At 60.4% G+C, this 17,069-nt stretch carries 19 protein-coding genes, 1 tRNA gene and 1 pseudogene; 11 read left to right on the forward strand and 10 right to left on the reverse strand.

Going from position 1 to position 17,069, the window contains the following annotated elements:
* Positions 1–88 precede the first annotated feature (88 nt).
* On the reverse strand, positions 89–946 hold the full coding sequence (locus tag Q363_RS11975) for an ATP-binding response regulator (protein WP_035350370.1): 858 nt from the start codon (positions 944–946) through the stop codon (positions 89–91).
* A gap of 96 nt (positions 947–1,042) precedes the next feature.
* On the opposite strand from Q363_RS11975, the gene Q363_RS11980 reads away from it, so the two are divergent.
* The 4 genes from Q363_RS11980 (at position 1,043) to Q363_RS11995 (ending at position 3,177) form a co-directional block, all read left to right on the forward strand.
* Complete coding sequence (locus Q363_RS11980; RefSeq protein ID WP_051978681.1) at positions 1,043–1,747, forward strand: hypothetical protein; 705 nt, start codon at positions 1,043–1,045, stop codon at positions 1,745–1,747.
* Between the two features lie 67 nt (positions 1,748–1,814).
* A complete protein-coding gene (locus tag Q363_RS11985; RefSeq protein WP_035350371.1) occupies positions 1,815–2,252 on the forward strand; it encodes an EamA family transporter in 438 nt (145 codons plus the stop codon).
* Complete coding sequence (locus tag Q363_RS11990; RefSeq protein ID WP_035350372.1) at positions 2,252–2,644, forward strand: EamA family transporter; 393 nt, start codon at positions 2,252–2,254, stop codon at positions 2,642–2,644. The genes Q363_RS11985 and Q363_RS11990 overlap by 1 nt, the downstream gene beginning before the upstream one ends.
* A gap of 29 nt (positions 2,645–2,673) precedes the next feature.
* Complete coding sequence (locus tag Q363_RS11995; RefSeq protein ID WP_035350373.1) at positions 2,674–3,177, forward strand: hypothetical protein; 504 nt, start codon at positions 2,674–2,676, stop codon at positions 3,175–3,177.
* 296 nt (positions 3,178–3,473) lie between these two features.
* On the opposite strand, the gene hpnE is transcribed toward Q363_RS11995, so the two are convergent.
* Genes hpnE through Q363_RS12015 form a run of 4 tightly spaced genes read right to left on the reverse strand, consistent with a single transcriptional unit; the run spans position 3,474 to position 7,769 of the window.
* Positions 3,474–4,865 (reverse strand): hydroxysqualene dehydroxylase HpnE, encoded by a 1,392-nt coding sequence (gene hpnE / locus Q363_RS12000; protein WP_035350374.1) that lies wholly within the window; start codon positions 4,863–4,865, stop codon positions 3,474–3,476.
* On the reverse strand, positions 4,862–5,767 hold the full coding sequence (locus Q363_RS12005; protein ID WP_035350375.1) for a phytoene/squalene synthase family protein: 906 nt from the start codon (positions 5,765–5,767) through the stop codon (positions 4,862–4,864). The genes hpnE and Q363_RS12005 overlap by 4 nt, the downstream gene beginning before the upstream one ends.
* The gene (hpnC, locus tag Q363_RS12010) at positions 5,764–6,705 is read right to left on the reverse strand and encodes a squalene synthase HpnC (RefSeq protein WP_035350376.1); all 942 of its coding nucleotides are present in this window, start codon (positions 6,703–6,705) and stop codon (positions 5,764–5,766) included. The genes Q363_RS12005 and hpnC overlap by 4 nt, the downstream gene beginning before the upstream one ends.
* Positions 6,702–7,769 carry a zinc-dependent alcohol dehydrogenase gene (locus Q363_RS12015; RefSeq protein WP_035350377.1) on the reverse strand — a complete coding sequence of 356 codons (1,068 nt, stop codon included), beginning with the start codon at positions 7,767–7,769 and terminating at the stop codon, positions 6,702–6,704. Before Q363_RS12015 ends, hpnC begins: the two co-directional genes overlap by 4 nt.
* A 118-nt stretch (positions 7,770–7,887) precedes the next feature.
* Between Q363_RS12015 and Q363_RS12020 the strand changes: the two genes are divergently transcribed.
* The gene (locus Q363_RS12020) at positions 7,888–8,667 is read left to right on the forward strand and encodes an MlaE family ABC transporter permease (RefSeq protein ID WP_035350378.1); all 780 of its coding nucleotides are present in this window, start codon (positions 7,888–7,890) and stop codon (positions 8,665–8,667) included.
* Between the two features lie 9 nt (positions 8,668–8,676).
* Positions 8,677–9,519 (forward strand): ABC transporter ATP-binding protein, encoded by an 843-nt coding sequence (locus Q363_RS12025; RefSeq protein ID WP_051978682.1) that lies wholly within the window; start codon positions 8,677–8,679, stop codon positions 9,517–9,519.
* An 11-nt stretch (positions 9,520–9,530) separates the two neighbouring features.
* Here Q363_RS12025 and Q363_RS12030 read toward each other — a convergent pair whose 3' ends face one another.
* Together Q363_RS12030 and Q363_RS12035 are read right to left on the reverse strand one after the other, a co-directional pair.
* On the reverse strand, positions 9,531–10,169 hold the full coding sequence (locus Q363_RS12030; protein ID WP_035350379.1) for a flavin reductase family protein: 639 nt from the start codon (positions 10,167–10,169) through the stop codon (positions 9,531–9,533).
* Positions 10,170–10,265: 96 nt separating this feature from the next.
* Positions 10,266–10,568 (reverse strand): FtsB family cell division protein, encoded by a 303-nt coding sequence (locus Q363_RS12035; protein ID WP_245632175.1) that lies wholly within the window; start codon positions 10,566–10,568, stop codon positions 10,266–10,268.
* A 264-nt stretch (positions 10,569–10,832) separates the two neighbouring features.
* Between Q363_RS12035 and Q363_RS12040 the strand changes: the two genes are divergently transcribed.
* The 5 genes from Q363_RS12040 to Q363_RS46170 all read left to right on the forward strand — a co-directional run bounded on the left by Q363_RS12040 (position 10,833) and on the right by Q363_RS46170 (position 13,557).
* Positions 10,833–11,288 carry a hypothetical protein gene (locus tag Q363_RS12040; RefSeq protein ID WP_035350380.1) on the forward strand — a complete coding sequence of 152 codons (456 nt, stop codon included), beginning with the start codon at positions 10,833–10,835 and terminating at the stop codon, positions 11,286–11,288.
* Between the two features lie 20 nt (positions 11,289–11,308).
* Positions 11,309–11,905 carry a biotin transporter BioY gene (locus Q363_RS12045; protein ID WP_035350381.1) on the forward strand — a complete coding sequence of 199 codons (597 nt, stop codon included), beginning with the start codon at positions 11,309–11,311 and terminating at the stop codon, positions 11,903–11,905.
* An 82-nt stretch (positions 11,906–11,987) separates the two neighbouring features.
* Positions 11,988–12,842 carry a menaquinone biosynthesis family protein gene (locus Q363_RS12050; protein WP_035350382.1) on the forward strand — a complete coding sequence of 285 codons (855 nt, stop codon included), beginning with the start codon at positions 11,988–11,990 and terminating at the stop codon, positions 12,840–12,842.
* A gap of 145 nt (positions 12,843–12,987) precedes the next feature.
* A tRNA-Lys gene (locus Q363_RS12055) sits at positions 12,988–13,063 on the forward strand.
* A gap of 275 nt (positions 13,064–13,338) precedes the next feature.
* Positions 13,339–13,557, forward strand: a complete 219-nt coding sequence (locus Q363_RS46170) for a Fic family protein (RefSeq protein ID WP_211256169.1) — start codon at positions 13,339–13,341, stop codon at positions 13,555–13,557.
* 122 nt (positions 13,558–13,679) lie between these two features.
* Here the strand turns inward: Q363_RS46170 and Q363_RS12060 are convergent, their stop codons facing one another.
* From Q363_RS12060 to mobF, 3 genes and pseudogenes are all read right to left on the reverse strand, one after another.
* Positions 13,680–13,979: a helix-turn-helix domain-containing protein gene (locus Q363_RS12060; protein WP_157466764.1), complete on the reverse strand. Its 300-nt coding sequence runs from the start codon at positions 13,977–13,979 to the stop codon at positions 13,680–13,682.
* 105 nt (positions 13,980–14,084) lie between these two features.
* Positions 14,085–15,917 carry an ATP-dependent DNA helicase gene (locus Q363_RS43995; RefSeq protein WP_342667408.1) on the reverse strand — a complete coding sequence of 611 codons (1,833 nt, stop codon included), beginning with the start codon at positions 15,915–15,917 and terminating at the stop codon, positions 14,085–14,087.
* 87 nt (positions 15,918–16,004) lie between these two features.
* Positions 16,005–16,825, reverse strand: a pseudogene (gene mobF / locus Q363_RS44000) (MobF family relaxase); the annotation flags it as partial.
* Positions 16,826–17,069 lie beyond the last annotated feature (244 nt).

Raw genomic sequence — 17,069 nt, forward strand, 5'->3', positions numbered from 1 at the left:
TCCCACGCACATCAAGACCACGAAGGCGGCTGGCTCAAAACCGGCCGCCTTTTCTGTTTTCGAGATCGTTTTGAGATGCCCCTGAACTCTAGGTGAGAAGAGCAGTTACGGCCGGATCGACATACTTGATCAGAATGACCTCGTTGCCGATCTCGTTGTAGATCAGCTCGTCGACGGTACCGGCAGCGAGGAGCATACCGTATCCTCCGGGCCGAACTCCCAACTCCTCACGCTTCTCGATATGTGCCACAGGATCGCCGTCTCTATCGGCTGTGGCGGCGTGAGCGAGCGAATCGCGGCGGAAACCCGCCCCCGGATCGCGCACGTAGTAGACCATGGAGCGGCCAGTGCGCACGCCCGTCAGCTCAACCACCTGCTCGGGGTTGAAGGCCGCGCCATGCTCCATCGCATTCATAAGGATCTCCCGCAGACCGACAAGCATCTCATGGCGGATGTCGTCGGGCAGCTTCGCACTCAGCTCCCGGGCGAAGGTCAACAGCCGCTCGGCGGTGATGATGCGGCAGTTGACCCGAACCGAGACCCATCCCGGCCGGGCAGACAGAATCTGGATGTCGTCACTCCATTGCGAGTCGGATGCGGCAGCCCGGGCCAGGCAGGAGATCTCGGTCACATCGAACGGCGGCGTGAAGCAGGCAAAGACGCGCGCGCGCAGGGCGGCAATCACCTCCTCCGGCGTGCTCCGCTGCGCGAGAACGATGCACTTGATGCCGGGCCTGATCTGACGAATCTCTTCAAGCAGGGCCAGGTCCTCGTCGAGCGTGCAGGCAGGATCGGTCATGACGACTCCAAACGACCGAAGCCGCAACCGCTGCAGCGCGTCGGCGTGTCCGGCGGAGTACTCCGCGGGCAGGTCCATCTCTGAGAGCGCGGTGCCGACCGCGCGGCTCACCTCGGTGTCACTTCCAATCAGCAGAACGCGGCTCATGTCTACTCCGACGCTACCAAATGATTCCAGACGCTGTCGTTCGTCCCACGTCGCTATACTACAGCGGAGTTGCAACTCCAATTTGAAGGGAAACCTATGATGAACGTCCTGCGATATGTTGTGCTCGCCTCGTTTGCGTGTGTCTTTGTTGCAACAGCCCAGGCACAGGAGTCTCCCGAAACCAACCGCAAGGTGGCGGGCGGAGGCATCAGCGTTCCAGGCTGGCAGGGAAAGATCGACGCCGATGCCGAGAAGGCCGGTCAGAGCGTCAACGATGCGAAGCTCGCGGCCGACGGAAAGACCCTCGAGGTGATGACCGGCCCCGCCATCACCTACTGGAACCCGAAAAACGTGGCCAAGGGCGACTACACCGTCTCCGCCACCTTCACCGAGCCGAAGTTCATGAACCTCAACACCCACCCGCATCCCTACGGAATCGTAATCGCGGGCAACGGCCTGGGCACCCCGGACCAGAGCTACGTCTACTGCGCGGCCTACGGCAATGGAAACTTCATCGTCCGCGGCTTCGGGCCGGAGCCCTTTCAGCTCAACGGCCGTCGAGAGCCCAGTGAGGCCGTCCACAAGGCCGCAGGAGTAGGCCAGCCCGTCACCCAGGAGATCGCCATGCAGGTCAAAGGCGCCAAGGTCTCCTGCATCATCAACGGCACCGTGGTGAAGACCTTCGAAAAGTCCGACCTCGTGACCGCAGGCAAGCTGAAGTCGACCGACGGCGTCTACGGGATCCGCTTCGCACACAATACCGACGCGACCGTGAGCGACCTCAAGGTCACCAAGCCCTAAACATCGCACTTTGATACCCTTGATAAAGGCCGCGCATCTCGTTTGAGATCGCGCGGCCACTCTCTTTATGAAGCACGCGCTCAAGCCTTCCCAGTACGCCATCCTCATCACCATCATGCTCACCGCATCTGTAGGAGACACGCTCCTCTCCCGCGGCATGGCGCAGGTGGGCGCCGTCGACCTCCATCACCTCGGCCTCCTCTGGCACGCGCTCTTCAACCCCTTCGTCATCGCCGGAATCGTGCTCCTGATCGGCTTCTTCGCCAGCTATATGACCGCCCTCTCCTGGGCCGACCTCACGTTCGTCATGCCCGCCACTGCCTTCGGCTACGTCGTCGTGGCGCTGCTCAGCCGCTTCTGGCTGCACGAACACCTCTCCATCTATCGCTGGACCGGCATTGCGCTGATCGTCTGCGCCGTGGGCTTCGTCGCCAACGGCCCCTCGCGGACGGAGCACGATACCCATCCTGACCTCGATCTGATGGACTCAGGAGCGGGACGTTGATGGCACCCGCTACCAGCGCGCTTCAGACGTGGAGTTCCATCGCCGGCGTCGTCGCCATTGCTGTTGCGGGGGAGGTGCTGATCGCCGCCGCAATGCGGAAGCTGGGCGATCTCGATATCATTCGCGAGCGGAGCGGCCTTCCCGGAGCCATTCGCGCGGTCCTGTCCTCTCCCATGTTCCTCATCGGAGCGTTCTGCATGGCCCTCAACTTCTTCGCCATGCTCTACACGCTTTCGATCGTAGAGCTCTCGCTTGCAGCGCCCGCGATCGCTTCGCTCACGTACATCGGCAACGCCATCGCAGCGAAGCTGTTTCTGCATGAGAAGGTGGATCGCCGCAGGTGGCTCGCGGTGTTGTTTGTATGCCTGGGAGTGGTGCTGATCTCGAAGTAGGCGTCCGCCCGGATGCTACACTCCTGTCCATGACGTCGCGACTGAAGCCGATGCAGCTGCTTTGGTTCATCGGCATCTCGAACATCGCAGTAACCGTAGCGGTCATTGCGATGGCCGTACAGTCATGGCACCAGCCCGAAGGCCAGCGCCTCTCCGCCAGCATAAAAACGCCCTGCGTTACGGTCATCGCAGTCTCTCTGGCAGCCGGGTTTCTCGGAGAGTGGCTCCTGCAGCGAGGCGTCCGCTCCGGAGCCTGGTCCAGTGCCTTCCTCGATCTTCCCCGCAGGCTTCTCGCGCACCCGGTCGTGAAGACCCTTTCCGTTGCGATAGGGATCTTCGCGATCCTGTACTTTTTCGCCCACCCGGTCCGTTGGCTCTCTTTCTACGCCCTCTTCATGTGCCTGCCGCTTAGCCTGTCTCGAATAAGCATGACCCTGAGGCCGAAAGAGACGACGGAGTTCTCCTCCTCAGAGTTATCCGGCTCAGACCTCCACCCAGCAAAGCCGATTCAATCGGACCACTGGGGAAACTGAACCCGCTGAGTTTTCTGTCAAGAGCCAGTTGAGGAAATCCCCGCAAACCCCAGAAAACCAACCATTAATCGGTACTCAGCAAAGTGCCGATTAATTACCCCCACTTCGATACACTGGAAATGAAGAGAGATTACGCTCCTCTCACCCATTCAGAAACGACACCTATAAACCATTTAGTTTCAATATTTTTGCCTTTAAAACACCTGTTTTCAATATTTTGGCCTGTGCAAATCTCGCATGCCAATGAAAACAAATGGCTTGCACCAACAAGGGGGAGGGGTGGGGTAGCCGGAGGTTTAGAAGAGCTTCATCAAGCCGGTCGCGGGCAGCTCAGGAGCCATAAACCGCAGCCTGTCGCCCACCACAGCGCCCGCAGCGAGCCGCCCACTGCGAACAGCGCCCTCCATCGTCGAAGGCCACTCCGTCGCAGTCCAGTCTCCCGCGACGAAGAGTCCAGGCCAGCGCGTCGTCTGCTGCGGTCGGTAACGATCGAGCCCAGGAGTGACCGAGAAGGTCGCACGAGCCTCTTTGAGCACGCCGGTCTTCACCAGCTTCGCCTCGCGCGCAGCGGGAAAGAACGTCTCGAACTCGGCGATGGCCGAAGCAAGGATCTCTTCCCTTCCCATCTCCAGCTCAGGCCACGACGCGCTGATCACAAGCTCCAGATAGCAGCCGCGTTCCACCGGCCAGCGGCGAATCCGCGATTTCACAAAGACCCACTGGATTCGTGTATCGAGCAGCACAGCGTGATCGAGCCCCGTAACATCGCGGTCGTACCAGAGATGAATCGTCGTGATCGGCGCCGGAACAAACTGGTCAAAGCCCGCTGCCATTCGCGCCCGCTCTTCTTCCGACGACTCAAGCGAGCTCAACAGCGACCGAGTCTGCTTGAAGTCAGTAGCCAGCACCACCGAATCCGCGCTGAACGCAGTCCCCGCAGCCTGCACGCTCCATCGGCCGTCTGCGGTCCGCTGAAGCGCCTCAACGCCAGTCTTCACGCGCACATCGACGCTATGACGCTCCGCAAGAGAAACGATAGGCGCGAAGAACTCCGTAAGCGGCGCGGCCGGAACGCCAAGTCGCCCAGCCTCGGGCGAACGCAGAAACGACTCGTGGAAGACCTTGCCCGCGTACTTCACCGAGCAGCGCTCGAAACTGTCGTTCAGCGCCCCAACGACAACAGGTTCCCAGAAGTGGCGAATGGCGCGCTCGGTCTGACCTGTACGCTTCAACCATGATGCAAAGCTCTCCGAGTCATCTGCCGGATAGCCGCGCAGAAAACGCAGAAGCCCCGACGCGATCGCGGCCTTGTCAGCAAGATTCAACATCGGCGCGCGTAAAAAACTCATCGTCTGATGCGAAGGCGCAGGCAGCGAGCCAGGACGCAGCAAACTGCGCCGGCCATTCGGCTCAAGAAACACCAGCTCGTCGTACCAGCGAATCGTATCGGCCATTCCTGCCTGCCGAGCAAGGTCAAGGATGTTGGTGCAACAACCGAGCACGACGTGCTGCGAGTCGATCGTCTCTTCAAGCGCAGGATGCTCGTAAGAGTACGCGCGGCCACCGATGTACGGCCTGCGCTCGAGCAGCGTGACGCACGCTCCGGCCTGCGCCAGCGCCACCGCAGCCGACAGACCAGCCACTCCCGCACCAGCGACGATGACGTCGCGATGCGCCGCCTGGCTCAAGCGAGCACCCGATTGGTGAGCGATATCGCCGCTCCCTGCGCAAGAATCCAGAGCTTCTCCGGCGTGGGAACGCTAATACGCTCGCGAAAGACCTCGTAGCGGCTGCGCTCGATTCGCTGAAGCAAGCCACGGTAGATCGTCACCAGCACCCAGAGCGCGCCGCGGCTGTCGGCATCAATCAGAGGAAGCAGCTCATCGGCCGACCGATAGTACCGCTCGGCGCGCTGGCCGATCTCATTCAAAAGATCGCGCTCGTTTCTGTCCATTGGAGCGTTGAAGGCAAGCTCGCGGACTCGCTCCAAAGGCACATGGAACTGCTGCAGGAGATCGAGCGGCAGATAGATGCGTCCACGCTCCGCGTCCTCTTTCACATCGCGAAGGATGTTGGTGAGCTGGAAGGCGACGCCGGTCTCTTCGGCGAGCTTTTCGGCACGAGGATCGCTGTAGCCAAAGACGCGTATGCAGACCAAACCAACGACCGAAGCGACCAGATAGCAGTAGCGATACAGGTCATCGAAGGTCGCAAAGGTCTGGATCTCGCCCGCGTTCACTGGACGAGGCTCAAGGTCCATCGTGGTTCCCTGCACCAGCTCTTCAAGCAGTGTGTCCGGAATCTCGAACCTGCGCTGCGTGTCGTTCAGAGCGATAAAGACGGGATCGTCAGTCGCCGCGCCGCGACGGGACGCACGCCACGCCTCGGTCCACTCGGTCATCACGGCGCGGCGCTGCTCCACCGACATGGACTCATCGTCGGCGATGTCGTCGGCGCGGCGCATGAAGGCGTATATGGCGCACATGGCGTTGCTCTTGTGCTCGGGCAGAACGCGGAAGGCGTAGTAGAAGTTCTTTGCCTCGCGCTTTGCTATCTCACGACAGGCTGTGTAGGCTTCGGGAATCGTCACCGTGCTAACCTTGTACGAAGTTTTTCCATGAGAGCGCTGACAAGAAGGCTGAGCTTCTTCGCCTTCGAGACGACAGGACGGCCGCGCAGAACGTCATAGTCCTGCTCCACGATGCCGTCCAGAATAGCGTTGCCGCCCTTGCGGAAGAGGTTGAGTGTGACGGCGAGCTCGCGGTCGACGTGGCGGCTGATCTTGCCGCCTTCAGCAAGCATTGCGCGCGTCCGCACGACCAGGTCCTTTACCATCGCTCCAAACTCGGGAGTAAAGACGCGCCCTTCGATCTGCCCTTCGTCTACGCCGAAGCGCACCAGCGACTCTGCGGGAAGGTAGCGGCGGCCGCGCTCCTTGTCTTCCACGACGTCCTGCCAGAAGTTCGCGAGCTGCAGCGCCGTGCAGACCTTGTCGGAGAGCAGAGCAAGCCACTCTTCGCGGTAGCCGCAGACCAACAGGACGAGCCGTCCCACGGGATTGGCTGAGTAGTGAGAGTACTGCAGCAGCTCTTCCCAGGTCTCGTACTCGGTCTTGACCTGATCCATCTTGAAGGCGATCAGCAGATCGGCGAAGAGCTGACGGGGGAGATCGCAGGCCTTGATCGACTCATGCAGAGCGACGAAGACCGGATGCAGGGAGCGCTCCGGAGTGTCATAGCACTCATTCAGCATCGAGCCCCAGGCGTCGAGCAGGCGCGTTGAGACCACGGGATCATCGACTTCGTCGCCCAGGTCGTCGGCCACGCGACAGTAGGCGTAGATGCTCTCAAAGTGCGGCCGAACCTTGCGCGGAAGGAAGACCGTCGCGACGTGAAAGTTCTCGTAGTGCGTGCGAGTCAGCTCTCGGCACCATGCCTGTGCCTCCGCGAGCGAAGGACGCTCGAGCGGCGTGAGGTACTGGAGTGGAGCGCCCAGCAGCGCATGCTCGCTGGCCGTTAGCTCGTTCAACGCGGCGCTCCTTCGGGAACCACAGCAGTCTTGATCTCTCGCGAGCCGCCGGTGCGGGTCAACATGCGGGCAAAAGCCTCAGGAACCTGCTCGAGCGAGACGCGGCCGGTAATGGCCTCGGCACACTTGAAGCGGCCGCTGGCGATGAGGTCGAAGGCGGAGCGGCACGCGGCAGGCGTGTGGTGGAAGCTGGCCTTCAGGGTGATGTCGCCGTAGTGCAGGCGGTTGGTGTCGAGAGAGACCCTCGTCCCGCTGGGCGGGCCGCCGAAGAAGTTGACCATGCCGCCTTTCCGCACCATGTCGACGGCCCACTCCCACGTGAGCGGAGTGGCGACCGCCTCGACGACCGCGTCTGCGCCACGGGCTGCGGAGGTGAGGGCGCGCGTGGCGGCGACCGCATCGTCCACTGTGCTGATCTGCACGACCTCTCGGGCACCGAAAAGCCTGGCCGTAGAGACCTGATCGTCGCGCTTGACCACGGCTATGACACGAAGCCCTGCCAACTCGGCGACGTGCATGAACATCAGGCCGATCGGGCCGGCGCCGATGACCACCATCGTGTCGCCATGCCGCGCACCCGTCTCTTCGAGGCCATGAACGACGCAGGCCAGCGGCTCGGTGAGAGCGGCATGCTCGAAGGGAACGCCGTCAGGAATCAGCAGGGTGTTTTTCTCGACGATGCGCGCGGGGATGCGGATGTACTCGGCGTAGGCCCCGTTGTTGAATAGGAGATGCTCGCAGAGGTTCTGCTGCCCGTGCCTGCAGAAGAAGCAGGTGTCGCAGGGCGCGGAGTTGAGGGCAACGACACGGTCCCCCTCGTGGAAACTGGTTACGCCCTTGCCCACCTTGGCGACCACGCCGGCCAGCTCATGGCCAAACGGGATGGGTGGCTTCAGCATCATGGCGTGATAGCCGCGGCGATAGACCTTCAGGTCCGTCCCACAGGTAAGGGCGGCGCCGACACGGACGATCAGCTCGCCGGGCGCAGGTCGAGGAATTGCCATGCGCTCCAGACGCAGGTCTTCCTTGCCGTACAGCACCGCCGCTGTCATCTCGTAAACCATCTCATCTATCTTCTCATCTTGCGGGGTACATTCCTATTCCCATACCTCGAATTGGCTCAATGACATGCAATCTCCTCGTCAGGCCTCTGCATCTGATACTCTGAGCCACAGATACGACATGCCCTTCGTCTCTCCAGAGGACTTCGCCAAACAGAAGATCGCGGCCATTCAGGAGTACTCCATCCTGTCGTGGCACGCGATCGCCAATTTCTTCTCCCGGCCGCGCTATATGGCCGACATCATCACCCAGATGGACTCGATAGGCGTCGGGTCCATGCCCATCATCATCCTGACGGGCTTTTTCACCGGCTGCGTTCTCGCCCTGCAATCGGCGACATCTTTGCGGCAGTTCGGCTCCATCAGCCTGACCGGAAATCTGGTCGCCCTCTCGATGGTGAAGGAGCTTGGCCCTGTGCTCACCGGCCTGATGGTTTCGGGCCGCAATGCCTCCGGCATGGCATCGGAGATCGGTTCCATGAAGGTAACAGAACAGATCGACGCGATGCGCGCCCTGGGGACCGATCCGTTACGCAAACTGGTGACGCCTCGGCTCTACGCGACGGTCTTCATGCTCTTCTTCCTAACCATCATTGCGGACGCCGTGGGAATCGCCGGAGGCGCGCTGGTGAGCGTAACGCTGATGGGTCTAAACGCATCCTCCTACTTTCACAACTCCTACCGTGCACTGCAGTACGCCGATGTGGTCCAGGGGCTGACCAAGCCTCTGTTCTCCGCGTTCATCATCGCCACGGTGGGATGCTACTTCGGCATGACGACCAAGGGCGGAACTCAGGGCGTCGGTAAATCGACCACGCAGGCCGTAGTCGTCTCCTCGGTCTTCATCATCATCGTGGACTTCATCGTGAGCCGCGCGATGATCGGCATCTTCGGCAGGTAAAGGGCAGCCATGGCGGAAGACCTCCTCACCCGCGACGATGTGCATCAAGACCAGCCGGTCGAGCGGGATCCTGTGGTCGTCTTCGACAACGTCTCGATCACCTTCGACGTAAAACCGGTCCTCGAAGACATCTCCTTCACCGTCGCGCACGGCGAGACCCGCATCATCCTCGGACCGGCGGGCGGAGGCAAGTCGGTGCTGATGAAGCTGGCTGACGGGTTGCTGAAGGCCGACTCTGGCACTATCCACGTCTTCGGCCAGGACATTACGAGGATGCCTGAAACCGAGCTATTCAAGCTGCGGGCGCGCATCGGCATGGTCTTTCAGGAGTCGGCGCTCTTCGACTCCATTTCGGTCGAAGACAATGTTGCGTATCGGCTACACGAGGACCTCGTGCCGGAGGAAGAGGCCCACGATCGGGTGGTCGAGGCCCTCAGGTTCGTCGGACTGGAGCAGGCGATTGCCAAGTTTCCCCCGGAGCTCTCCGGTGGAATGCGGCGGCGTGTCTCCATTGCGCGCGCCATTATCTCGCAGCCGGATTTGATCCTGTACGACTCCCCCACGGGCGGCCTTGACCCAATTACCTCGACGACGATCATCGAGCTGGTGATGAAGCAACGCGACGTCAGCCACACCACGTCACTGATGATCACGCATCGCCTGCAGGACGCCTTCACGCTGGCGATGAACCGCTTCAATCCGGAGACAGAGAAGATGGAGCCTCTTCCTGACGGCGGCATCGACGAGAGCACGAAGTTCCTGGTACTGAACGAGGGGAGAGTCGTCTTCGATGGAAACACGCGGGAGCTCGTCCGCAGCGATGATCCCTGGCTGCGCCAGTTCCTCTCCTAGCTCTTTGCCGGCTACGGGCGGTTCTTCTTCCACTCCTCGTAAGGGATACGCGGAATGGTCATGAAGCTGTCGCGGGTGCGGACGTAGTTGCCCAGCCCGTTCATCCTTCCGATTGCGTGCAGCTCGTCGGCGCGCACATAGGGGCCGGCGGGATCGACGTACGGGTCTTCCACAAAGATGGAGACGACGCGGCCAAGAATGATGCGCGACCGGCCGATCTCCATCGTGGTGTATTCGCGGCACTCAAGCGCGGCATGGGCCTGCGCGATGCGCGGAACCCGGACGACCGATGAGGGTGTTGTCGCAAGGTTCGCCATATCGAGCTCGGATATCTCTGCGGGGAAATCGGTAGCGCAGATGTTCATCTGCTGGGCGAGGTCCTCGGTCACAACATTCACGACGAACTCGCCAGTGCGGCGGATGTTCCGCGCGGTGTCCTTCGGCACAAAGCTGCTTGCCGGACGGTCGGTTACGCCGATTCCGACGATGGGAGGATCGGTGCACAGGTAGTTGTAGGCACTGAAGGGAGCAGCGTTCAGTCCGCCGTCCGCGTTCATGCTGGTGACCAACGCAATGGGCCGCGGCGCCACCAGGCCAATAAGCAGGTTGTAGATCTGGCGCGGCGCGGCTGTCTCGGTATCGAACTCCATAGTCTCTCCTTCTTCCTCAAAGAAGCCTATAGGAAGGAGAACGCTTTGCGCGATGATGCGACGGTCTGGGTGTGGAAGGCTATAAGAGGGTGCGGCTTACGGCTGATGGCCAGAATCCTTTGCGCCAGTGGCTGGAGGCGCCGGAAGCGTATAGATCACCTCGCCGGGCCGGGTATAGTGGAGCTCTTCGCGAGCCTGGTGCTCGATGGCGTTGGGATCATTCTGCAGGCGCTCGACGTGGCCCTTCAACAGCTCATTCTCTTTGGCGAGACTCTTCAGCTGGCTGTCCAGCATCTTCGCGTCGCGGCTCTTCTGCTGATAGGCGGTCAGGCCGTTCTGCCCAAAGACGACGTGGTAGCCGAGCCCGATGGCAAGACCGGCAGCGGCAACCGTCGCCACTCGTCTCCAACCTGCGTGGGCCTTATGGAAAATACGCACAAGGACGCCCGAACCTGATGTACCTGCGGCGGTTGTGCCTAGAGTTCCCATACTTAGCAGTACAAATTTCGATGCAAGGCACCGTCAAGAGGGAATCCGGCCTTACTTCGCGGCGAACCAAGATCGTACTGCGGCGAATCGCGTCTTTCTGCCGCATTGGACAGTCTTCAGGCAGCCTGACGTCGAATAAGATGCACGAACGCTTGGCCACTTGATATCCTTCTCGTGGTGCAGATTCTCTTCGCCATCTCGGTTGTCTGCCTGCTCGCCCTGATTGGGGCAGGAGCAGCGATTGTTCGACACGTACGTGCGACCCACCGGCAGAGCCGCACGCCGGCGCCGCTCGCGCCCAGCTTCACCGAGCATCTGCACGCCGCTGCCGCATATGGCACGCTGCGGTCACCGCGGGTCGCTCCGCATCAGAGCCTTCAGGGCATCACGGCGAAGAAGAGCTGGAATGCGCCTTCGCAGTCCGTTGAGATTCATCCAACAGCAGAGCATGGCTTCGCGCGTGGAAGACGTAAATCGCCGATGTCCGCTCACGCCGGACTTAAGGGCTCCTCCGATCGCGTCGATCGCGCGTACTTCAACAAAGACTTCGGCGACCTGACTGATCCTTCTCCGTCGCGTCCCGTCCGCGCGGTTTCAGGCCGCAGGCCCCCATCAACAAAACGCTTCTAGCGCGAAAGGACCTCTCTTCGATGCAAACCGTTCTTCCCTCCTCCACAGCTCTCGGGCACAGCTCCTCGCGGCCGATTGCGTCGTCCGTTCCCCGTCGCATCGCGGTTGCTGTAGCGGCCACTGCGTTTGTCGCCCTGTGCGCACGCATCTCGGTTCCGCTGCCCTTTACGCCCGTGCCGCTGACGTTGCAGAACTTTGCGGTGCTTCTGGTCGGCCTGACGCTTGGCCCTGCAGCCGGACTGGCTGCCATGGTTCTCTATCTCGCGGAAGGAGCCATTGGAATGCCGGTCTTCAATCCGCAGGGACTGGGCGGACTCCTGCAACTGTTCGGCCCCACGGGCGGTTATCTCCTCTCGTATCCCTTCGCCGCAGCCGCAGCCGGATGGGCTGTTCGCTCCCTGGGCTTCCGCTCGCTGTACGCGCGCGCAGCAGTGGCATGCACGCTTGCCACCATCGTGATCTTCGCCTTCGGCACCACCTGGTTTGCGCAGTTCCTTCACCTGGGCACACCTGCCGTGTGGCAGATGGCGGTCGCTCCGTTTCTGCCCGGCGAGATCGTCAAGGTAGCAGCAGCGGCCGGGATCTACAGCTCCATCAGCCGCTGGCGCCGCGCCTGATCTTCGTCTTACCGTCTTCGCGCGCCGGCACAAAAGGCGCGTCTACTATCCCTTTCATCACTGGCTAGAGGAACACCGCATCATGACCGCCGCACACACAGCAATTCAAGAGATCAGCATCGCCCACAGCCCCGACTCCGACGACGCATTCATGTTCTACGGCCTCGCCACCAATAAGGTCCGAGTTCCTGGCTACAAGTTCACCCACGTGCTGACTGACATCGAGACCCTGAACCACAAGGCCATCAACGAGGCCTTCTACGACGTCACGGCCATCTCCTTTCACGCCTATCCCTATCTTCAGGACAACTACACCCTGATGGCCTGCGGCGGCTCGGTTGGCGAGGGCTACGGCCCCATGATCGTCGCGAGCACCAAACGCACGCTTGATGAGGTGAAGAGGACGCGCATCGCCGTTCCGGGCACGCTCACCACGGCCTTCCTCACCCTGAAGCTCTTCGCGCCGGAGATCGAGTACGCCGTCGTCCCCTTCGACAAGATCATCCCGGCCGTGGCCTCCGGCGAGTTCGAGGCCGGCCTGATCATTCACGAGGGGCAACTCACCTATGCCAATGACGGCCTGGTGAAGCTGCTCGACCTCGGTCAGTGGTGGCGCGAGCAGACCGGCCTGCCGCTTCCGCTTGGCGGCAACGCGATCCGCCGCTCGCTGGGCCAGGAGACGATGCTGATGGCAACCAACGCGCTTCGCGATAGCATCCAGCATGCGCTCGACCATCGCGAGGAGGCGCTCTCCTATGCGATGCAGTTCGCACGCGACCTCGACCCAACGCTGGCGAACCGCTTCGTCGGCATGTACGTCAACGAGCGGACCCTGAACTATGGCGAGGACGGCCGAGAGGCGATTCGGAAGCTGCTGGATATGGGCTATGATCGCGGGGTTATTCCGCGCCGCGCCAACGTTGATTTCGTTGGCTGATTTTCTTATGTGAGACCAGCCTGCATGGGCACTCAAAACCTGCAGGCTGTGTTATCTTTAATAAGTCGATTGATTGCAGCCGGCGCACCAACATAGCAGCGGCTCTCACCCGGCGCTCCTCTCCCCCGAGGGCAGTAACAACCTTGGACGCGTAGCTCAACTGGCAGAGCATTCGACTCTTAATCGACAGGTTGAAGGTTCGATTCCTTCCGCGTCCACCAACTATCCCACTTATTATCAGTAACTTTCGGCACAGTTCTGGTTCCCCAGAGCCGTGCCGAAAGATCCAGTGGCTGTTTTGGTGGCTGTTCATGCTAGTGTTCCGAGCACTGAATTGATTGAGCAGACCGGCAAAACCGCGACGCGCTCGCCGCTCGAGGATATTGGCAGCATTCCAACGAGTCAAGGTCAGCGTGTCAAAGGCACTCGCGGGTGAAAATGTTGGAGCGATTGTCAGAACGAATCACCGGGAATGGTACAGAGAACTGTTCGAGCCATGCTTTGCATCAGGCTTGATTTCGGCGTCGGCCCTCGCCGGATACCGCAATGCTTGTTCAATTTGATTGAAGCGGAACCGGAGCCTTCGGTTCGAGCAGTTCTCGGGCATTGCCTCTTCGGCTACATTCATCCTTACTCCGATGGCAATGGCCGAAAGGCCCGTTTCCTGATGAACGTACTGCTGGCATCAGGCGGGCCGGACTGTAATTCGCGTTAAAGACAGCGCTGACTATCTGCACGCTCTCGACCGCGCGAGTATCGATATTGATCTGCGGCCCTTCGCCAGCTTCATCGCAACACGGGTGCATGGATCACTTAAGAAAGCAAGAGCATAAGGACTTAGACCACAATGCGTTCGGGGTGATCGCCGCGCGCGTATTTGCGTAGTTCGGCCACGGGGATCAGAACCCTTCCGCCAATCCTTCTGGTCGGCAATCGCCGGTCCGCTATCAGATAATCCAATCCACGCTGGCTAATCGAAAGAAGCTGAGCAGCCTCTTCACGGCTCACCAGCAGTTTGTCTTCCGGTGCCACAGTAACCCGTTGTGGAGGCTTCCTGCGGTCAGCCTTGAACGGTGGCTCCTGCCGAGACGCCTTCAACCCGCCTCTGTCGAAATCAATGACCCGCTCTGCCGCCATAGTCCCATCCCCCTTTACAAGATTTTCTTGCTCGTTCTGAACCTTCTTTGTCCTCAAGTACGACTTGCTTCGCTCCGTTCCCTCATCTCTCAGCGAATACGGCGTTCAAAGACTCAACCCGAAACCCATGCTCAACTCCTTGTCGTGCGTGGGCGCTGGCATGATCTGCTGCTGAGGTAGGGCGATAGCCTGTTCCGGCTTATAGGCGCTCTGGTGCGAAACGTCATGGCCTAATGCCTGTGGCAGCTTCTCCCGGTTGTCAGTGAAAATTTGAGCGTCCCATTGGCCGCGCGAGATCGAGACATACGCCATGCGGCTATTGAGTAAGTCCTTCGCACCAAGTTCGGTGTCTACGTGAACCAGCACACGGTCCGCTGTCTGACCCTGGCTGGAGTAGCTGGTCACGGCATATCCGTGGTCGAGATGCGGATGGCGGTGCGGATTGAAATCGACGCGGCGCTCATTGTCCAACCGCAAGCGCATCGTTCCGTCCTGCGCGATGTTCTCCACGGTTCCCAAGTCGCGGTTCGCAATCCTCAGCTCCTGGCTAGGCGCGGTGAACTGAATGCGATCTCCCGCAGAGAATGCTTTCTCTTGTGCCCGATAGACCGACACACCCATCTGACGGCGCGGATCGTAGGTTGCCTGCTCGCCATTCGCCTGCACGACGGTCAGCGTGTTCTCCTTGGCATTCACAGCAAGCACACGGGTATATTCGCCCTTCTTGATGCCGGTTTCCTTTGATGATCGCGAGTAGCGCAGGATGTCATCCACCTGATACTGCTGTGCCCAACTGCGGTCTGCTCCGGTCATCTCCTGACGAGGCACAAGCGTCCGAACGGAATGCTCTTGCCTACTCACAACACCACGCGATTGCAGCTCATCACGTATCCGCTGATTGATCTCACTGCGCGAACGGTTATCCGGCGAAACAACCAGTGTGCTGTGTGGAGACTTGGCGTATTCGCGTGCAATCGCCGCCATACGTTCGTTGTGTCCCTTCACCTCATGGACCCGGCCCTGCTGGTCAAGACTCTCGACTGCGGTGCCCACCTGGCCACGTGCCAACTGCTCGACCGCCTGCTTCAGTTCTGGATCTCTCTGACGGACGATTTCATCGAGCGTCGCCGTGCGCATCCCTGCTTCTTGCAACTGTGCGAACGGACGGCCTGCTTCTACTGCCTCATGCTGGCGACTATCTCCCACCAACAGCACTCGATCATTGCGATGGAGACGTTCCACAAACTCGTGCATCTGACGGGTTGAGGCAAGCGAAGACTCGTCGAGTACATACAGCCTCCTCTCTCCTGTGTCTGGCTGCACCCCTTTGGCAAGGTGATGCTGGAGTGTGGAAGTCGCCATGCCAGCCTCAGCAAGCTTGTGCGCCGCGCGAGATGTCGGTGCAAATCCTTCGACCCTGTAGCCCTGCGCTTCGGCACCTTCACGGACGACAGCCAGCGTCGTTGTTTTGCCCGCGCCGGCGACGCCATCCAGGCCCACAATCTTCTCGCGGCTCAGGAAGAGGTCATCGACCGCTTTGCGTTGTGCCCGGCTCAACTCAGGATGGCGGTCCTCTGTCCAAATTCGCAACTGCGGTGAAACCAGCATTGGATCTCCATAGCCGCACTGATTGCCGCGCTGCATGTGCCCGACGATCTCTCGCTCCATCCGCATCATCTCCGCAGTCGTGTACTGTGGAGCGGCTCGGCCATCGGCCCGTGAAACAGTTCGGAACTCACCTCGCATCACCCGCTGCTCGAACTCCTGGCGCACCTGGCTATAGGAAGCCTGTCCCATGCTGCGATCTATCGCCGCTTGCAGGATCGCGCGTTCATCCTGGACCGCGGAGCGCTCAAAGACATGGTTGCGCGAATAGGTCACTGACTGTTGTACCGTCTTCTCCGGTGGCACCACATGATGATGTTCGCGTGCCAGCATGACAACACGATCTGCCTGATGACCAAATTGCGCGGCCAACTCCCGGTGCCGCTGTAGCACCTCTTCCGGTGAATGGGTCTCCTTGCTGTCGCGTGTGCGGTGAGCAGCAACCTGCGCCGCACCTGCCCCCTCTCTGCCTATCTCCTGCAAGTGTTCTTTGATCTGCACGCGACGCGGACTCGATGCCTCGAAATACTCCTGCGAATAACCCTTGATCTCAGGTTGACCATGCTTGCCGCGCTCGATCTCATAGCCGAGGCCTTGGAGCCTCATCGCAAGCTCGGATCGATAGACGCTAGTCACATACTGTTGCGATTGAAACAAGCTGCGCTCTTGCAGAGCACGTGTCTGGCCATTGCCACGCTCAGTCATATTGAAAACGACCGCGTGAGTGTGAAGCTGCGGCGCAGCATAGCCGTCTACGGGACGAGCGGTATCGTGCTCGAAGGTAGCGGCGATAAATTTGCCAGTTGTCTCCGGCGCATGAATGTTACCGATACGCGCTTGTGTATACCGCTCCAATTCATGCAACGCCACGCCAAACGCACACGACCATCGCCACCGACAAGGGCGGTAAGAGAGACGGACTTCGGTGCGGAGAACGTTGCGTCCCATCCTGCGCGATGCTCTGAACTGGTGATCTGCTTGCCGTATCGATTGTCGTAGGTTCTGGCGGGCTGGTGCTTGACGAGTTGCGTGTCGCTCTCAGGATGCCGACCTTCGCTCAAGCGAGCAAACCCTTCAGCTCTAACAATGCCACGCAAGCCCCTCTCCTGCGCGAGCCTGCCCTGCCACTCGCTATGCCCTTGCTGGTCACGGCCCCAGTAGTTCTGCTTTTCCGAACTAAACTCGCGAGCGTGATACGTTCGGGCCTGTCCAGCTGACAACGATTTGGAGATAGTCAACATGCGCTTCAACTCCACAACGAGCGCGGCAGCATCTCACAACTGCCTTGACGCCTAGCCTGCATCATTCACGAAGGCTGAGCGAGCGGTTGTTGTGAGCGCGAGCTCGTGACGAAGGCTCGTTTGGCTGGGTGCTGTTGGTTGGATTGCGGTGAGGGGGAGCCTTGCCTAAGCGTTTGCTGGGGGTGGCGCCGTTTTTCGTGCGCAGTTCTCCTGATCCGCAAGTTGCGTGAGGGTGGAAGTGGGG

The sequence above is a fragment of the Edaphobacter aggregans DSM 19364 genome (assembly GCF_000745965.1).
GTDB lineage: Bacteria > Acidobacteriota > Terriglobia > Terriglobales > Acidobacteriaceae > Edaphobacter > Edaphobacter aggregans.